18 protein-coding genes are annotated in these 18,306 nt (G+C 34.0%); 6 read left to right on the forward strand and 12 right to left on the reverse strand.

The features are described 5' to 3' along the window. Positions 1–9: 9 nt before the first annotated feature. The 8 genes from H8R24_RS07210 to H8R24_RS07245 form a co-directional block, all read right to left on the reverse strand. Complete coding sequence (locus H8R24_RS07210; RefSeq protein WP_187017863.1) at positions 10–1,713, reverse strand: GMC oxidoreductase; 1,704 nt, start codon at positions 1,711–1,713, stop codon at positions 10–12. Between the two features lie 98 nt (positions 1,714–1,811). Further along, a complete protein-coding gene (locus H8R24_RS07215) occupies positions 1,812–2,372 on the reverse strand; it encodes a gluconate 2-dehydrogenase subunit 3 family protein (RefSeq protein WP_187017862.1) in 561 nt (186 codons plus the stop codon). A 468-nt stretch (positions 2,373–2,840) separates the two neighbouring features. After that, positions 2,841–4,034 carry a hypothetical protein gene (locus tag H8R24_RS07220; RefSeq protein ID WP_187017861.1) on the reverse strand — a complete coding sequence of 398 codons (1,194 nt, stop codon included), beginning with the start codon at positions 4,032–4,034 and terminating at the stop codon, positions 2,841–2,843. A gap of 14 nt (positions 4,035–4,048) precedes the next feature. Next, positions 4,049–4,879 (reverse strand): type 1 glutamine amidotransferase, encoded by an 831-nt coding sequence (locus tag H8R24_RS07225; protein WP_187017860.1) that lies wholly within the window; start codon positions 4,877–4,879, stop codon positions 4,049–4,051. 43 nt (positions 4,880–4,922) lie between these two features. Continuing rightward, the gene (locus H8R24_RS07230) at positions 4,923–6,029 is read right to left on the reverse strand and encodes a carboxylate-amine ligase (protein ID WP_187017859.1); all 1,107 of its coding nucleotides are present in this window, start codon (positions 6,027–6,029) and stop codon (positions 4,923–4,925) included. A 111-nt stretch (positions 6,030–6,140) separates the two neighbouring features. Then, the gene (locus H8R24_RS07235) at positions 6,141–7,088 is read right to left on the reverse strand and encodes an ATP-grasp domain-containing protein (RefSeq protein WP_187017858.1); all 948 of its coding nucleotides are present in this window, start codon (positions 7,086–7,088) and stop codon (positions 6,141–6,143) included. A 38-nt stretch (positions 7,089–7,126) separates the two neighbouring features. Further along, positions 7,127–7,840: an esterase family protein gene (locus H8R24_RS07240; RefSeq protein ID WP_187017857.1), complete on the reverse strand. Its 714-nt coding sequence runs from the start codon at positions 7,838–7,840 to the stop codon at positions 7,127–7,129. Between the two features lie 213 nt (positions 7,841–8,053). Beyond that, the gene (locus H8R24_RS07245) at positions 8,054–8,449 is read right to left on the reverse strand and encodes a glyoxalase (RefSeq protein WP_187017856.1); all 396 of its coding nucleotides are present in this window, start codon (positions 8,447–8,449) and stop codon (positions 8,054–8,056) included. 67 nt (positions 8,450–8,516) lie between these two features. Here H8R24_RS07245 and H8R24_RS07250 point away from each other — a divergent pair, with 67 nt between their 5' ends. Beyond that, a complete protein-coding gene (locus H8R24_RS07250) occupies positions 8,517–8,900 on the forward strand; it encodes an acyl-CoA thioesterase (RefSeq protein WP_187017855.1) in 384 nt (127 codons plus the stop codon). A 6-nt stretch (positions 8,901–8,906) separates the two neighbouring features. On the opposite strand, the gene H8R24_RS07255 is transcribed toward H8R24_RS07250, so the two are convergent. The 4 genes from H8R24_RS07255 to H8R24_RS07270 all read right to left on the reverse strand — a co-directional run bounded on the left by H8R24_RS07255 (position 8,907) and on the right by H8R24_RS07270 (position 11,527). Continuing rightward, positions 8,907–9,299 (reverse strand): ACT domain-containing protein, encoded by a 393-nt coding sequence (locus tag H8R24_RS07255; RefSeq protein WP_187017854.1) that lies wholly within the window; start codon positions 9,297–9,299, stop codon positions 8,907–8,909. A gap of 132 nt (positions 9,300–9,431) precedes the next feature. Further along, the gene (locus tag H8R24_RS07260) at positions 9,432–9,983 is read right to left on the reverse strand and encodes a GNAT family N-acetyltransferase (RefSeq protein WP_187017853.1); all 552 of its coding nucleotides are present in this window, start codon (positions 9,981–9,983) and stop codon (positions 9,432–9,434) included. A 10-nt stretch (positions 9,984–9,993) separates the two neighbouring features. Then, positions 9,994–11,250 carry a mechanosensitive ion channel family protein gene (locus H8R24_RS07265; protein ID WP_187017852.1) on the reverse strand — a complete coding sequence of 419 codons (1,257 nt, stop codon included), beginning with the start codon at positions 11,248–11,250 and terminating at the stop codon, positions 9,994–9,996. Beyond that, on the reverse strand, positions 11,243–11,527 hold the full coding sequence (locus H8R24_RS07270; RefSeq protein ID WP_187017851.1) for a DUF3817 domain-containing protein: 285 nt from the start codon (positions 11,525–11,527) through the stop codon (positions 11,243–11,245). Before H8R24_RS07270 ends, H8R24_RS07265 begins: the two co-directional genes overlap by 8 nt. A gap of 102 nt (positions 11,528–11,629) precedes the next feature. On the opposite strand from H8R24_RS07270, the gene H8R24_RS07275 reads away from it, so the two are divergent. The 5 genes from H8R24_RS07275 to H8R24_RS07295 all read left to right on the forward strand — a co-directional run bounded on the left by H8R24_RS07275 (position 11,630) and on the right by H8R24_RS07295 (position 17,844). Further along, entirely contained in the window at positions 11,630–12,160 is a 531-nt protein-coding gene (locus H8R24_RS07275; RefSeq protein ID WP_187017850.1) for a DUF6155 family protein, read from the forward strand. 92 nt (positions 12,161–12,252) lie between these two features. Further along, the gene (locus H8R24_RS07280; protein ID WP_187017849.1) at positions 12,253–13,797 is read left to right on the forward strand and encodes a DEAD/DEAH box helicase; all 1,545 of its coding nucleotides are present in this window, start codon (positions 12,253–12,255) and stop codon (positions 13,795–13,797) included. A gap of 126 nt (positions 13,798–13,923) precedes the next feature. Further along, positions 13,924–15,267, forward strand: coding sequence for a DEAD/DEAH box helicase (locus H8R24_RS07285; RefSeq protein WP_187017848.1), 1,344 nt, complete (start codon positions 13,924–13,926; stop codon positions 15,265–15,267). A 301-nt stretch (positions 15,268–15,568) separates the two neighbouring features. After that, a complete protein-coding gene (locus H8R24_RS07290) occupies positions 15,569–16,192 on the forward strand; it encodes an FEKKY domain-containing protein (protein ID WP_187017847.1) in 624 nt (207 codons plus the stop codon). A gap of 1,133 nt (positions 16,193–17,325) precedes the next feature. Further along, positions 17,326–17,844: a hypothetical protein gene (locus tag H8R24_RS07295; protein WP_187017846.1), complete on the forward strand. Its 519-nt coding sequence runs from the start codon at positions 17,326–17,328 to the stop codon at positions 17,842–17,844. The last annotated feature ends 462 nt before the right edge of the window (positions 17,845–18,306 follow it).

Genomic DNA, 18,306 nt, shown 5'->3' on the forward strand with positions numbered 1-18,306 from the left:
CCTTTTAGACTAAATATTTCCTTTGTTCAATTCTTTTACTGCATAGTCACAAGCGCGAGCCGTCAATGCCATAAAGGTCAATGAAGGATTCTGGCACGCAATAGAAGGCATACAAGAACCGTCTGTAACAAATACATTACTCACTTCGTGCATTTGATTCCATTTATTTAGCACCGATGTTTTGGGGTCATTACCCATTCTCGCGGTCCCCATTTCATGAATCGCCATCCCTGGATAACATTCTTTATCGTAGGTTTTTACATTTTTAATACCTGATGCTTCTAGCATTTCAGCTGCATCATTCATCATGTCAATACGCATTTTTTTCTCGTTTTCTTTGTATTCACAGTCAATAGCTAGTATTGGCTGACCCCATTTGTCTTTTTTATCATGATTGATGTATACTTTGTTTTCATAATAAGGTAGCATTTCGCCAAAGCCACCTAATCCCATGTTCCAAGTATCAGCCGGTAGGCTTAACTTATCTTTAAAATCTCCACCAAATGAAAGTTCAGCTACTTCCTCATACCACGGATTTCTACTGGCTCCGCCTTGATAGCCAAAACCACGTAAATAATCGCGTTTATCGCTTCCTACATTTTGATAACGGGGTACATATATACCATTAGCTCTGCGTCCATAGGTGTATTTGTCTTCAAATCCCTCGGCGCTACCCGAAGCACCACAACGAAAATGATGATCCATTAAATTATGACCCAATTGTCCGCTAGCATTTCCTAAACCTTCAGGATGCGCGTCCGAAGTCGAGTTGAGTAAGATAAAAGTCGAACCTAAAGTCGAGCCGTTTACAAATACAATCTTGGCATAAAATTCCATTGTTTCATTTGTTTCGGCATCAATTACCATAACACCTTTGGCTTTTTTAGTATCCTTGTCGTATAAAATATGATTTACGATCGAATAAGGTCTAACCGTTAATTTGTTAGTAGCCATAGCAGCAGGTAGGGTAGACGACTGTGTGCTGAAATAAGCGCCAAATGGGCAACCGCGGCTGCATAAGTTGCGATACTGACAACTACCACGGCCTTTGTGGGGTACGGTTAAATTGGCCGTACGACCAATGGTCAAAATTCGAGTACGATTGTAATGCTTTTCTATGCGTTCTTTAACCGATTTTTCTACACAGTTCAAATCCATTGGAGGCAAGAACTGTCCATCTGGTAATAAAGGCCAGTTTTCGGCTTGACCGCTAATTCCGGCAAAACGCTCTGCATAGTCGTACCAAGCTGCAATATCTTTATATCGAATGGGCCAATCGTTTCCATGACCGTCTCTTGCATTATCTTCAAAGTTATGATCACTAAATCGATAACTTTGACGTCCCCACATTAAGGATTTACCTCCCACATGAAAACCTCTGTACCAATCAAAACGCTTGTCTTCGGTGTAAGGGCATTCTATGTCATTCACCCACCATTTTTCGTTGTATTCTTGATATGGATAATCTCTGGTTTGTACGGGATGTGTTCTTTTTTGATCTTCAGTAAGATTTCCAGCATGCTTGAATTCCCACGGATTTTTCATTGCAGTATCATAATCTTTGATATGCTCAATATTCATTCCTCGTTCTAGCATTAAAACTCGTAATCCCTTTTCGGTTAGTTCTTTGGCGGCCCAACCACCGCTTATACCTGATCCTACAACTATAGCGTCATAGGTGTTCTCTTCTTTTAAATTTGTATTTATATTCATTAGAACTCAATTAAATTTGGTTAATGTGAAGATTGTATTTTAGAAAAATAGTTTTGAATCCTATCTCAGATCAGGATGAAACTAATAGTACCGATTCATTAAGTAGCCCAAGCTTTTTGACCAGGCTTGTACTCGGCACTTCCATCAAAACGACCTGGTACTGGCAAGTAAGCGCGCGCTTGTGTGCAGCCGATTTCTGAAGAAAAGTACCCCAGAATTGATAAATCTCTAGCCAGAATAAAAAAGCTAGGTTTTTTAATATCAACTAACGACTCTTTTCTAGCTTCTTCTACCATTTTTATACGTTCTTCAACAGATAGCGCTTGAAAGTCTTTACCAAAACTTGTTACACATTTTTCCTGAAAAGATTTCATGCCATTTTTAAATATTTCTTGTATGTCAGTTGGGTAACATTCTGCTATCATCATCGGAATAAAAGTTCCTACTCCAGCAGCTTTTGCTCCAGGTGACGATTTAGTAGTTGGAATTAATACATCTGAAAATTCAGCTAAAAATGCTTCTTCTGCAGTAAGTAAACCGGTACTATTTGCTGCAGCATCTGTAAGTACAAAATCCTTTACCAAAACACCAATTGTTGTTGCCGAAAGTACACCGCCAAGTCCAATTGCTATGTTTTTAATTGCTTTTCGTCTATCCATTTTTTAACTATTTTTTACTAATTATTAATTGTATTCGAACTAACTTTATCAAAGCTATACAATTAAGAGGTATAAAAAACGGACTTAGTTTTTTTTATGTTAAAATAATGAAGAATTATATTTTTTTCATCTTTTTGCTTATTTCGATAAAAATTTATTATTAATTGGTTGATTTAAGGAAGCTTTTTAATGATCAAGTTTGGTTTTGGTTTTTATATCGCATTAGCTATCAGCTGTATCAATTATTAAAATACAGATTTAACTTGTTAAATTTATTTTAATTGCACAACTACTATTAAATGCACCTATTTTCATTGCGTTAAAACGACATAATAAACAAATAAGATAATACAAAATGAATAACAAACAACAAGGAATCAAAGGACCCTGAACCTCGACCTGAACTACACATTTTAAATAGAGACTATAATTAGTAGAACCGATTCGGAATAATGCAGCGTTTGCAATTTAATCTTTTTCAAATAAACCAATTGTTCCTCCAACCCAATCTTTATCTTTATTGAATTTAACACCAATCATTTCACCTCTACTCAAACGAACGAGATTACACAGTAGAGTAGGGTTCTGATCTCCGTTCTTCCAGGTACAAAGGATACGTACTTCGGCTTTTACTTTGCCGTCCGGAGATTGAACAATAGGAAGGTAATTTACCTTCTTTTGTAGTATGTAGAGTTCTTTCTCGACAACCGCTTCAATATCTTCCTTTTTTACATGGAAAATAACCCCAGATCCAGAAAAGGAGAACAGCGGTTTAAGGACGTAATTCTCTAAATCTAGCGGAATGTCCTTTAACTCGCTTAATAAAGTAGTTTCTATAAAATATTTGCCTTTTAAGAAGGGTAGAATAAATTTACTAATTCTAAAGAACCAGTTAGGATGCCCAGCCCATTCCACATCTAATGTATCGGAGAAGTGAAAATTCAATTTTAAATCGGTTCTTAGATCTAATTCGTCAAAAATAACGCGATTGTAAATTCGTTTGATTACTACTTCTATCCCTTGTTCATTTTTATAAAAAAGTTGTTTTCCTTTTTTAATGATGTCAGTCACACAAACGGTGTTGATTCCTAAATCTCTTTTGCAATAATAAAAATCGATTTTTGTATTTTGCTTTTCAGGCTCAATTTCGAGCAGTATCACATTCTCCTTAGGATGATTGTTACAAAAAACGGCCTCCAAGTTTTTCAAGTAGTCTTCTTGTGACATGGTATTTATAAACGGGGTCAACTCATCAACAAATGGATAATGATGCTTGAACTTGTTGCATAAATTCACTTGATAATTGAATAAGGACGGAAACCCTTGCACTTCAATTAACTTCGGAATGACTAGTCCTTTTTCTTCACAAATCCCAAAATCTATTGCTAGGAAATTAGTATGTTCATCTTCATTTGGAACTTTATGGTTTAGTTCTAATGATTTATTGGTGAGTTCTTTAAAGTTATCTTGTTGAATTAAAGCTATAACTTCATTAGAACCTTCTATTAATTGCTTTTTTAATTCCTTCGATATAAAAAAAGGAGTTTCTCCCAACCGAAAAGTAGGTGCGTAATCAAAATCGGCCGCTATATCATTTTTAAATTCTTGATATTTTTCGGCTGTAAATTGTTCGTTAAATAATTTTCGATATTTAGAAATCATAGCAGAGGAATATTTTAATTACACATTGTTTTACTGCATTTACTCAAATCACTAATAGCTGCTTTAAGAAAATTTGGAATCATAGTTTCATTCGTTCTATAGATTTTATCATCGTCTAGAAGGTCTTCAAGCATATTTCTAAACTTTCTTTTTCCTTTCATTTTCCTTATTTTTTCCTTGGCTTCCTTATTTCTCAGGTGCGTAATAAAGCTAATAGGATCCGCTTCGGGATGAAATTGTGTACCCACAAAATAATCGGTAAATCGAACCGCCATAATCGCACGTTCGTACTGTACATGATCTCTAATTTTTTCTAAGGAAATTATTGTAGCTCCCTTTTTCTTAAAAACACTTAATTTGGGTTGCACAACCTGATAATCTCGCGAATCAATAGCATAAAACGGATCGGCTAGTCCATCAAAAAGAGGATCGTTCAGTCCTTCCTTTGTTTTATGCATGGTCATCACCCCAAAGGAGGTGTCGTTTCGTTTGGTAATTTCGGCTAGACCAAAGTGTTTGCAAGCCATTTGAAAGGAATGACAGATAAATAAAACATGCTTTTTTAAGTCGTTTTCAGTATTCCATTTGTTCAAAGCATCAATAAAGGCATAATATTTCACATCCCAGCTTCCGTCGCCTATCAAAGGATTTCCAGGTCCACCTGTCGAAATATAAATATCAAATTGATCAATCGGCGGCAATTCGCATTTTACACGAACATCAAATATTTTATAAGCTACAATGGGCTCAAATCTACTAATTATGTCAATGATACAGCGCATTCCTTGATTAGGCACGCCATTGTACATGTCTAGAATTGCTATCGTTATTTTTTTCTTACTCATTTGTACAGGGTATATTCTTTTTTGCAAAGGTAATTCGATTCTGCTACAAACCCTTAGTAAATTCACTCGTTATAAAATCGACTACTTTTGTAAGGTCGTTGGTTTGTTCAAAAACAGCCAATTGTTTAGCCGCTCCCGTCCCATTTTTAAGTATTTGATGCACATAGTTTATGTGTTCTCTACTGCCCAATTCATCTACAACGTCTTCTACAAAATCGAGTAATTCCAGAATCAACATTCGTGTTTCTACCTCTTTTTGAAGACCAAAATCAATCATCGAACCTTCGATACCATAACGAGCAGCGCGAAATTTATTTTCCTTTATCAATGCTAGTCGGTAGACGTTGAAACTCATGTTATGGGAGTTTAACTTGTACAATTTTGCAACCACAGCTTGAATGATAGATACAATACACATCGTTTCTTCAACCGTTAAACTCATGTCACAAATTCGAAATTCGATTGTATCATAAAACGGATGCAAACGCAAATCCCACCATATTTTCTTGGGGTTGTCAATACAATTAGTCTTTACCAGCGTTTCTAGAAAGTTATCATACGCGCTTACCGAATCAAAATATTCAGGTAAGCCAGTTCTTGGAAATTTGTCAAAAACTTTAGTTCGAAACGATTTATAACCTGTTTGTCGCCCTTCCCAAAAAGGCGAATTGGTAGAAAGCGCAAAAATATGCGGCAAGAAATAACACGCCTGATTCATCAATTGCAAACCAATTTCACGATTTTCAATTCCTACATGACAATGCATTCCAAAAATTAAATTAGATCGCGCAGCATCTTGTAGTTCGTTAACAATCGTGTGATAGCGAGGATCATCTGTAATAGGTTGATCCTGCCATTTAGAAAAAGGATGTGTTCCAGCACCACCAACAATCAAGTTTTGTTTATCAGCCAGTTCAACAATCTTAGTCCTCAAAAACTTAATTTCTTTCTCGGCTTCATCAACATTCTTACAAATATTAGTTCCCACTTCAACCACAGATTGGTGCATTTCTGCCTTTACCTGTTCATTCAAAATGACCTTTGCTCCATCAACAATTTTGGATAAATGGGAGCGCAAATCTCTCGTATCGGGATCTATAATTTGATATTCTTCTTCAACACCAAGGGTGAAAATTGGTAATTTTTTCATTTTCATTAGTTTTTGGAGCTATTTCCAGCTATCCGTTACAATCTATCCTGTGAAAAACAGGATAGGATTTCCACTACTATCTGGGCTAGGGCAACTTTTTTCAAGACTAAATTATTTAGTCCCTACAGCATCTTTCATAAAGGTTCCCCAAGTCAAATTCATTTTTCCAGGTTTTTGCTTTTTTGCGGCAGCGATAGCCATCTTAGCCGATTCTTCAACAACCCACTCAAAATTCTCTTCACCCACAGATGTTAATTCAGCATCAGGAGCAGGGTTTCCAAAATCAATAGCATAAGGGATTCCATCACGAACTGCAAATTCTACGGTATTAAAGTCATATCCTAAACCTTTACAAAGACGCAGGGTATAGTCTTTAATAGTAGCCAAAAGCTTTTTATCAACCGGTGGTCCATCAATCACATAGCGCAAATGATGTGGGTTTCTAGGTTCATATTGCATGATGCGCACCGCTTTGCAACCCAAGCAATAGACTCTAAAATATTCCGTAAAAACAATTTCTTCTTGTAGCATCATCACCAATTGATTGGTTTCTTGATGCTTCTCCCAGAATTCTTCTTTGTTCTCTAGTCGGTATACATTTTTCCATCCTCCGCCAGCGTAGGGCTTCATATAAGCGGGGAATTTGATATAATCAAAAATAGCTTCCCAATTCATTGGATATTTTAAATTTCGAAAGGATTTGCCTGTTGTATCCGTAGGATGTTCAGCAGACGGAAGTAAAACCGTATTAGGCAACGGTACTCCAAGGGTATCTGCTAATGAATTGTTGAAAAACTTATCATCAGCGCTCCACCAAAACGGATTATTAATTACATTGGTCCCAGTTAAAGCTGCATTTTTTAAATAAGCTCTATAAAAAGGAACGTCTTGCGAAATGCGGTCAATGATTACGGCATATTCTCCGTCCTTATTTTGCACCACCATATCAATACTTACAGCCTCGGCAATTATATCTTTTTCGTTTTTCGAGTTAACTCTGTCTATAAAGGCTTGCGGAAAAGTGTCTTCCATTCCAAATAATATTCCAATTTTTTTCATCTTTATATTTTTTTATTGTAAATAATCTGTTTGTTTAGTTAGAAAAACTTGATTCGAGACAAATAGTGCGGAAACATTTCTTTCCAAACGGGCCAATCGTGTTGCCTGTCTTGTCGTACGTCCAGCCAGTGTTGCACATCGCGATCGTTTAATACTTTATGTAGTTTTAAATTAGCATCATAACAAATATCCCAGTTTGAAGTTCCAAGAACAATGTCCATATTCCATAATTCATGATCGTCTAGACCGTATAAGTAATCCAACGGACTGTTATAAAAAACGTCATCATTATGAAAACCGTCCATGAAATTTTTAATATCAAAAGCGCCACCCATTGAAAAGAGATGACTTACATATCCAGGATGCCTAAAGGCAAAATTTGCCGCATGATAGCCACCAAAACTGCAACCCGCTAAGGCTACTTTTCCAGATGGACTGTTGTTTTTAATTTTTTCGACGATTTCATGACAAATCATCTTATCGTACCAAACGTGATTCTCAATGCGATGGACAGGATGAATATTTTTATTGTAAAAACTATCCTTGTCAATACTATCTGGACAATAGATTTGAATTAAACCTTGCTCGATAAACCACCTTGCCGATTCGATCAGGCCCATGTCTTTATTTTCATGAAAACTCCCCATAGATGTTGGGAACAAGATCACAGGATAGCCCGAATGGCCAAAAACTAACATTTCAATCTCTCTATTTAGGTTTGGAGAATACCATTTGAAATATTCCTCTTTCATAACTATAGTTTTAACAATTATAACGAAAAATAACATACAAACCAGCGCTAGTATTAGTGATTTTTAATTTTATAGTAAAAAACACGAAGAATAATAAAATATAAAGAATAGTGGCATTATTCCATACTAAATGCAGTTTATTTTATAGGATGTGTAATATTTGGGACTAGTACTAATTAAGCTGAAACCTGCATTTCAAGCTAAATTACTAATTTAAGGCTGCTCAAAAAGCTGAATTTGACTTTTTAATCGTTCTACAAGCATACTCATCATCCTTTTATTCAAATTAGACGAATTTTGAATGTAAGCTGCATACTCTTCAATAGTAAACCAACCCACAACCATCCCTTTCAATGTATTGCGATATTTACTGTCTTTTTGAACAGCATTTTCTATTTGCACCGCTTTCTTGTCTAGTGATTGATTGTAAAAATCTTTTTTGTTTTTAAGGATGTAGTTTTTGAAGGAAGCAATAAATAAATCATTTTGTAATTTCAAAATAGGGCGTAGAACTTGATTTTGAAACTGCTCCTCTGATGAGGAGTTGGTGCTCACTGAGCCAATTGTTTCGCCTCTCAATTCATTCAATATAACTGTTCTTGAGTTCATGTTTTTTCCCTAAAATTAAAGAAAATTACGCTTAGAAACGTTACTTTAGCATGATTAAATAGAAAAGATGAGATTTCATACTAGAAAATGGGTAAAACCCGAAGATTTAAATCCAAACGGTACATTGTTTGGAGGTCAATTGTTAGCTTGGATTGACGAAGAGTTAGCATTATACACGATTGTACAATTAGAAAACTCGAGAGTTGTGACCAAACACATGTCCGAGATTAACTTTAAAAGTTCTGCTAGGCAAGGGGATATTATCGAAATAGGTATTGATGTAGTAAAATTTGGTACCACTTCACTTACTTTAAAATGTGAAGCCCGAAATATGATGACCCGAGAAACTATAATATCTATTGATAGCACTACAATGGTCAATTTAGGGCTAGACGGAAAACCGGCAGCCCATGGTAAAAAAGAAATAGAATTTGTGAAAAACCGACTTTAATTAGTACTAACTAGAAAAAGCGTTTAATATTCTCATAGCGGCATCACAATCCTTTTGATCTACAAAAATATGATCATGGTAATAGGCCGCCACGACATTACAGCTTATGCCTTCGTGTGCAAGTGCGTTGGAAAAAGCGGCTGTTAACCCAACAGCCTCAAGCGAAGAGTGTACCGTTAAGCTAATCCAGGAGGCAATGAAACTGTAATCGAGCAATAGACTGTCGGCGATTTCTTTTTTTAGAACAATCGTGATGTTTTCTTGTTCTCTAAACAGTAAAAGGATATCGTTTAGGTCTATTTTTTTTACATCTTCAACTGTACAAAAAACATATTCTCCAGCATTATGATGCGGTTTCATCGTTTTTAAAAGCGTTTCTAAATTTTTCTCTCCTGACATTTTATTTTTTGGTTACGGTTAGTATTGGTGTACAATAATACTGAAAACAATTTAAAGCCTTAGAAAAAAACTGTTTTATGGACTCAAAAATAACAAACTATAGAAGTTTGACAGATACACTAAAGTTAATTTTTAATAATGACGTTTGTCAGTTTTTAAGATAGCATATTCGTAATTATCAGACCAGCCGCTTTGTAAGGCTAATTTTTGCCTACCACGACCTTCGCGAGTCATTCCCACTTTTTCTAATACTGCAATCGAAGCGACATTCGCTACAGCGCAGCCTGCCTCTACGCGGTGTAACGCCAATTTGTTAAAGCAATAATCGAGAACAAGGTTCAGCGCTTCGGTAGCATATCCCTTGTTCCAGTAATCAGGAAATAATTTATAGTAAACTTCTGCTCTTTGATTCTTTTTGGTCCCTAATGTAAGTCCGAATAATCCCATAAATAGACTATCATCTATGCGCTCAATTGCAAAAGTATACCTGCTAACATTTTCTTGTATATTAGCGATTATCTGTGGTTCTATGACTGCTCTAGTTTCGGCAATATTAGCGGGGATCCCTAAGGTATTGTATTGATCCACTACTGCAAGACAATGCAATTCATGAATGAGTTCTAAGTCTTCCATTATTATGAATCGCAAGCGGAGACGGTTACTCGTTAGTGTAAAGTGGTTCATGCCTAGCTGCTTATTTTTTCAATGTACTATCAACAATAAACTCGGATAATTCTAAGTCGAAATATTTAACAGCAGCAAATACATGATCAAATATATCCGACATGACATACTCATAGTTTTCCCAACGTTTATCACTAGAGAAAACATAAATCTCAATAGGCACACCCTGAGCTGTCGATTGTAATTGACGACACATTAATAACATATCTTGATTTAAAGCAGGATGGTTGCGTAAATATTGTGTAATGTATTTCCTGAACAAACCTAAATTAGTCAAATTACGTCCATTGATAGGCAATGCTGTATTCACAGCATGAGTAGCATTGAAAAGATCAATATCTTGTTTTTGCGTATCGATATAATCGCAAATTAAATCTATCTTTTTTAAATCGAATAACTCTTCGTTTCTTAAAAACCGAATGCTAGATGTTTTAATTAAAATATGCCTTTTTATTCGTCTCCCGTCTGAATTTAACATACCGCGCCAATTCTGGAACGAGTCTGAACTCAAACTATAGGTAGGAATCGTGGTGGTGGTATTGTCAAAATTCCGAACTTTTACTGTAGTCAAATTGATTTCGATAACATCACCATCAGCGCCAAATTTATCCATAGTAATCCAATCGCCAATGCGCACCATATCATTAATAGACACTTGCACACTAGCCACAAATCCTAAGATAATATCACGAAAAATCAATATAATTAATGCCGAAACTGCTCCTAAAGTAGTAAGCAATTCCTTGAACTCAAAATCAAATAATTTTGAAATAATCACTGTAACACCTACCATCCACAGCACAATCATGATAACCTGAATAAAGCTATCAATTGGTTTATCGCTGTAACGGGGTTTTAGTTTCAAATAATCTCGAAGTGCATTAAAAATAGTTCGCACAATCCATAAAACCAGAAATACGATATAAATGCCCACAAGTTTACCAAAAACACTTTCCCAATACTCATATCTGTCTAATATAATAGGAACGGATTTATAGATAAACAACAGCGGGATCAAATGGGCGATGTACTTGGCTGTTTTATTCGATACTAATAAATCATCAAAATTAGTCTTTGTTCTTTGCGCTATAAAAACCATCACCGTTACCAGTACCAATCGAAAAATGACATAGATGGCATAGGCCAAAACGCACAACAAGGCAATATTAAAAATTAAACTTATGTATGAGGCAAAGCCATAGCTCATTCCCCATTTTCGAAAAATAGGGTAGAAGAGATGAAATATTTTCTCAATAAATTTATACATGCTGTAAGTATTTCTTTTCTACGTAAAAAGTTCCAAAAGGAATTAAGGAAGCTACCAAGATGATACCAAATGTTTTTAAATCCCATTTTTGAGCACTCTTTAGTAACACAGCTAGAATTACGTAACCTATAAATAATACACCATGACTCATTCCTATAGGGTACAAAAGCGTATGGTACAATTCAAAATTAGTAGGCTTAATAAAAAGCATATTAGAAAATAATGTCAAATACGATATTCCTTCTAGAATCGCTGTAATCTTGAAAATCTTAAGCATGGGTCTTATTTTTATTTATATGAGGCAAAATTAAGTAATAACATCGATTTACTGTCTATAGAATCATAAAGTAATTTACTTTTGTAATCTTAAACTTTGATAATGAGTAAACGAGATTTAAAAAAATACCTAAACGAATTAAATAAAGAGCAACTCGAGGAGCAAATTATCGAATTGTATGAAAAATTTAGCCCTGTAAAAGTCTATTACAATTTTGTTTTTAATCCCAAAGAAGATTCCCTTTTGCAGGAATGCAAACTTAAAATATCCAATGAGTATTTCCCCATAAAAACATCGGGTAGGGGGAAGAAGCCAAAAATGAGGCGATCAGTCGCTCAAAAATACATCAAGCATTTTATTGTTTTGGGAGTAGATCCTTTTGTCATTGCCGATATCATGCTGTACAATATTGAAATTGCCCAAACATTCTCTGCAGAACATCTTGTAAAGCAAGAATTGTTTTACAAAAGCATGCTTAATTCCTACGAGCAAGCAGTACTTTACACGATTGCTAATGGCATCGTAGCCAATTTCAAGCAACGAATGATCCAGATCCAGCAAGAAACCGTGTCACAACGATGGAAAAATCATGCCGATTTCCTACTTATTAGCGAACGCTTTGACTTCTCTTAAACCTTATAATCAAACATCCTATTATATTTTTAAAAAAATTTAACGAATAAACTGTTTTTTCGGTGTATTTTTGCAAAAACCCAACAAAAACAATGTTTGAAAATACTATAGAAATAGAAAAAGAAGACAAAAAAGAACTTTATGCATACCAAAAAGGGGATATTGATGCCATTTTTGAACGTATTGATAATGCCCCAAAACAACATCATTTATTATATCAGTTGCCTACTGGTGGTGGTAAAACGGTGGTTTTTTCCGAAATTGTACGCCGTTACCTAGCCAATAGCGATAAAAAAGTGGTTGTTTTAACACACCGTATTGAGTTGTGTAAACAAACCTCTAAAATGCTTAAAGGTTTTGGTGTAAAAAATAAGATCATTAATAGTAAGGTAAAAGAACTTCCAGACCAACACGAGTATTCTTGTTTCGTGGCCATGGTAGAGACGTTAAAAAACCGTATCAATGACGAAAAATTACACCTGGATAATGTAGGTCTTGTAATTATTGATGAGGCACACTACAACTCTTTCCGTAAATTATTAAGTTCATTTACTAACGCATTCATACTAGGAGTAACCGCGACTCCCTTAAGTTCGAACATTAAGTTACCTATGCACGAAAGCTACAATGAATTAATTGTAGGAGATACTATTAGTTCCTTGATAGACAAAGGATTCTTGGCTAAAGCAACTACTTATAGCTATGATGTAGGTTTAACATCATTAAAAGTAGGTATCAACGGAGATTATACCGTAAAATCATCTGACGATCTGTATACAAATATGGCCATGCAGGAAAAATTATTGCATGCCTATACCGAGAAATCGTTGGGTAAAAAAACACTGATATTTAACAATGGTATCAACACATCTTTGTATGTTTATGAAACATTTAGAGAAGCAGGATATCCTATACGTCACTTAGACAACACTAGCAATACAGAGGAGCGTAAAGATATTTTACATTGGTTCAAGCATACACCAGATGCTATTTTAACCTCAGTAGGGATTTTAACAACTGGTTTTGATGAACCTACCGTAGAGACTATTATTCTTAATAGAGCAACAAAATCGTTAACATTATACTACCAAATGATTGGCCGTGGTTCTCGTAAACTACCCAATAAAGATTCGTTTATCGTAATCGATTTAGGAAACAATGCAGCACGTTTTGGTCTGTGGAGTGAGCCTGTAAACTGGCAACACATCTTTAAATCGCCTGAGTTTTATCTAGAAAACTTGCGTGATGACACAGAGATTGAATTGTATTTCAAGTATTCAATGCCTCCAGAATTACGTGCAAAGTTTAGTAAAACTGCCGAAGTAGCTTTTGATGTCGATGAAGAACATAAATTGATTATTGCTCAAAATTTACGATCTAAAGTCGTTTTAGACAAATCACTAGAGCAACATGCCTCGATGTGCGTGGACAATACAGAGACTTTGCAAGAAGCAAAATCATTATCAAGAGAACTAGACGAGGATATTGAATGTCGTATCAAGCGCTATTCAAAATGTTTAAGTCAGTGTAGTAAAAACTACCGCGAATGGCTAGTTGACGATTACAAACTAAAAATGACGTTACTTATTGGTAAAAAATACCGTGAGAAAATCATGAATGAACCTGACGAAGAATAATTTTCATCAGGAGATTCCCGATAGCTATCGGGCCTGCAACCTAATTTTGGCTCCCAAGATGGACGATCATAGCTAGAAATAAGCACACAAAACAACTATTTTTTATAAAATAATAAATCCAAACCAATGTCAAAACAATTCTCAGATTTAGGAATTGAATCTCCTATATTAAAGTCACTTACCGAATTGAAAATTGTTACTCCAACAGAAATTCAACAAAAAACAATTCCGTTATTATTGCAAAATAAAACGGATTTAGTTGGTCTGGCAAAAACGGGAACTGGTAAAACAGCCGCGTTTGGATTACCACTTTTACAATTAATAGATACTGCTACAGCTCACGTTCAAGCTATAATACTTGTTCCTACCAGAGAACTAGGACACCAGATATTTAAAAACTTAGAAGATTTTGCTAAGTATTTGCCACAAGTTTCTATTGCAGCAACCTGCGGGGGAATACCAATTAAACCACAAATTGAACGCTTATCTCAGCCTACACATATTGTAGTAGCAACACCGGGACGTTTAATCGATTTGATACAGCGCAAAGCAATCAATTTGAAAGAAACTAACTTTCTTATTCTAGATGAGGCCGATGAAATGGTATCTATCTTAAAAGAAAGCTTAGACGAAATCGTAGCCGAATTGCCAAAAGAGCACCGTACTTTTTTATTCTCGGCAACTTTGCCAGGAACAATCAAGCAATTAGTTCAAAACTACCTAAACAAAAATGTAGTGCAAGTAAGCGCTAATATGGAAACGGTAGGGAATCAAGGCATAGATCATGAGTATATTGTAGTTGACCCTATCGAGAAATTAGATGTTTTAATGCATTTCTTAAACTCGAGAGAAGGTGAACGCGGAATCATATTTTGTAAAACCAAAGCAGCTGTAAACAAACTAGCCAAAAACTTGGCTATCAATCGTTTTTCATCCGGAGCTTTACATGGAAGTTTGTCGCAAGGAATTCGTGACCGTATTATGGAGCAATTTCGTGAAGGACACATTAATATATTAGTTGCTACAGATCTTGCTGCAAGAGGTATAGACGTAAAAGAAATCTCGTATGTAGTAAACTACCATTTACCAGATGCTTATGAAGCTTACGTGCACCGTTCTGGTAGAACTGCAAGAGCAGGAGCAAAGGGGCTTTCTTTAACCGTTTTACAAGCTGAAGAAGAAAAAGAAATTGCCGAGTTTGAGAAAGAACTAGGTATTAAATTTACCCAATTCAAGAAACCAAGCGCATCAAGCATAGAAGATAACAATACGTTATTATGGGCCAAACAAATTTTTAAAACCAAGCCCAACCACGATCTAGATACCGAATTGAAAACAAAGGTAAAAACTGTGTTTCATCATTTAACTAAAGACGAATTAATTGAAAAATTATTGGCCTATTACGTTATACAAAATAAAAACGAACCAGTAGAAAAACCGGTTAAAAGACAAAAAATGAAGCAGAAATAAAAACTGTTTTCATAATTATAAAACCATTGCACAACTTCAAGGAGTTCCAATGGTTTTTTTGTGCGGTCAATATGCCTAAATATGCGAAAAGTTGTATATATTTGATTGCGTATGTGAATTAGCAGCAGTAGTAAATAGAATTGAGACTGGATTAAAGAATTTGACCAGTTATTTAGGGGTAATGACAAAAAACTAAATGACAATAATTCAATGCAGCTATAAATAAGATCCATTTTAAATTTAGCTAAATTTTAGATAACGAGTACCAAAATAAAAACAGTCTTCATTAATAAATTAAATTATGAAAAACACCATTTTAACCATAGTATTGGCTTTCTTTTTTTCTTCAACATTCGCAAATGAAATACAAGCTACAGTTGTATTCGAAAACTTTACTAGTAGACAATTTACATCAGGAGAGTTCACTATTATGAATTCAAATCACAAAATTGAAATTGCAAAAGCCGAAAGCTTTACCATCAGTTTGCCTGAAAAAGGGAAGTATAATTTCAGTTTTGTTAGTGATGACTTTTTTGCTTACGTTACTTACCCAACACGCCTCACCACTAAAGAAAACACAATAACAATTCGCTTAACAGAAAAAACTAAACTTTTTATAGACGGTACGATTGATTCGGTAGTCAATAGCTCGAATACAAACTTAAGCAATGAACAACTAGAGCAACGAATTAGCAAAGGAACACTAAATTTTATCATCCATGGTATTAACAATTCTGTACCAGAAGAGTATGTAGTCTTCAAAAAGAAATATGGCATCGGTCTTGTAAAGGAAAATTGCTTGACTGAACCAATTTCGCTAAAAAAAGCAGTGGCTAATAACCGTATGATTTTTAAGTACTTGAATGGGAAATATGGTACTACATGGTTAACTGAATTAGAAATTAAACCTTTTGGATTACAATAAAATTCGTTTTAAAGCCTATAAAACCATTGCACAACTTCAAGGAGTTTGCAATGGTTTTTTTTGTGCGGTCAATATACCTATATATGCGAAAAGTTGTATATATTTGATTGCTTATGTGAATTAGAAGCAGTAGTAAATAGAATTGAGACTGGATTAATGAATTTGTCCAGTTATTTAGGGGTATTGACATATAACTAAATGGCCTTTTTACAAACTTAATTTTTACAATAAACTAAATGACAACATGACAATAAAGCTTGCTGCTAGAGCCATTTTGAGCTAGGAAGAAATTATTGCAATCATCATTTCGGAACAAGTTTTTGTTAAGTCGATATTTGATCGGTTGTGATTTTTAGCTATCTGAAAATGGCGAAATGTTGTAGAAATGTAAACAACCTAAGGAATAGAAAGATTTTAAATAAATTCTCATATTAATTTTTAAGTAAAAACTGGATTTTATTGTTGCTAATTTTATTAATCAGCTTTAGAATTATCTTATCCAATGAAGTTATCTTAACGGTAATCACACTATCGAAGCACGCTATGTGGTTAATTAGTACACTATTAAAAAAGCTAAGCCTAAGTGATTTAAAATAAATATACCTAATATAAAATAAATTTAATGAGCATATCAATCCCAATCTTTTTACTACTACTAATTTTTATTTACATCTTTTTATTTAATCTATTAAGAAATAAAAAAAAATGAAAATCTTATTATCCTGCGGGCCAATAATAGAACCTATAATTGCAATAGCTATATCATTTGTAATAACGATTATCTTATTTTTTTACTCAATCAAAAAAGCAAAGAAAAGTGAGTTTTATGAAAGTGAATTTTTAGAATCGTCAACAATAAAAAAAACGGCCTACACATTACTGTTTTTTTTGATCGCAATTAGTATTCTAATTTTTATATTTTACATATTATTTTTTACAATAGCAGGAATAATTTTTGGAATAGAAAAATTATAAATTTCTAAATCAAAAGATATATATAAATCTATTAGAATTAATAGGCAGTTTGTCCTATTTAATTTTTTCTGTAGAATTATCATTCTATATCAATTTTTAATCAAGTAGAAAACGTGGCGTTTAGAAACTTGCCATCATTCTCAAATTAACTAAGGCTTGTGAAAGAGAAGTATTCAAAAATTACGTTTAAAATATTGATTTTTATTCCTGGGTTTTATTTTTTGTTTCTAGCAGATCAATTCATGCTACCACAAAAAGAAATAAGCGACGCGATAACAGCTTATAGCACAATCATAGTAACTAGAAATAGTCACTATGGAACTAATAGTTCCAAAGAATTACTCGGATACAAATATTACACTAAAAAAGGGTACGAATTTACGCTGAGTAAAACATATGTCGAAGAGAATGAAATAGTACTACATCAAAGTTATATTTTTCAAAACATCAATAAGGTAAGTACTAAAAGTACAACTAAAGATTATTCAAAAGAATTAATGTCGGGCTTAAATGGAGCTTGTTTATACGTAGCAATCGGATTGGTTTTTACAGCAATTATTAGTTTATTTTTACTCAAATTCAATAAAAATTTGTCCGAAAATGGTTTTCATAATATCATTTTATCCAACTCTTTCCTAACTATAGTATTTTTATATTTAGTACTAATTTTTAATTAAACTGAGTGTATCGATAAACGAAGAGATTTAGCAGTAGCGACAATGCTGGGTTTTATAATATTATTTTTATCCAAAGATATCTTTTCCAACTAAGAAACTAACTGATGTTTATAAAACTAAAAAGAAAAGAAAAGAAAAGAAACAAACTTAACTTTGATTACTTTATTGATGAGTAACTAAAACGAGACAAACTAGAATAGTGTTCTAGTAGTGATATGGAATCAACTAGAAACATTGTTAAAATACGTATAAATCTATTCTCTTACTGAAAAAAAATGACTGAACTAACATTTGAAATAAAGAATAACAAAGAAATTTGGGAACTAATTGACAATACTTAAATTCGGTTTTTATACATAAATTTATGCCTAATCACGCTATAAGTTAACTACGAGTTTATCACTATAGGTAGTTTTGATCCTGATTTTATCACGGCTATTGCAACAAATCCAAGCTATAAGA

The organism is Flavobacterium muglaense (assembly GCF_014305155.1).
GTDB classification, from domain to species: Bacteria; Bacteroidota; Bacteroidia; order Flavobacteriales; family Flavobacteriaceae; genus Flavobacterium; species Flavobacterium muglaense.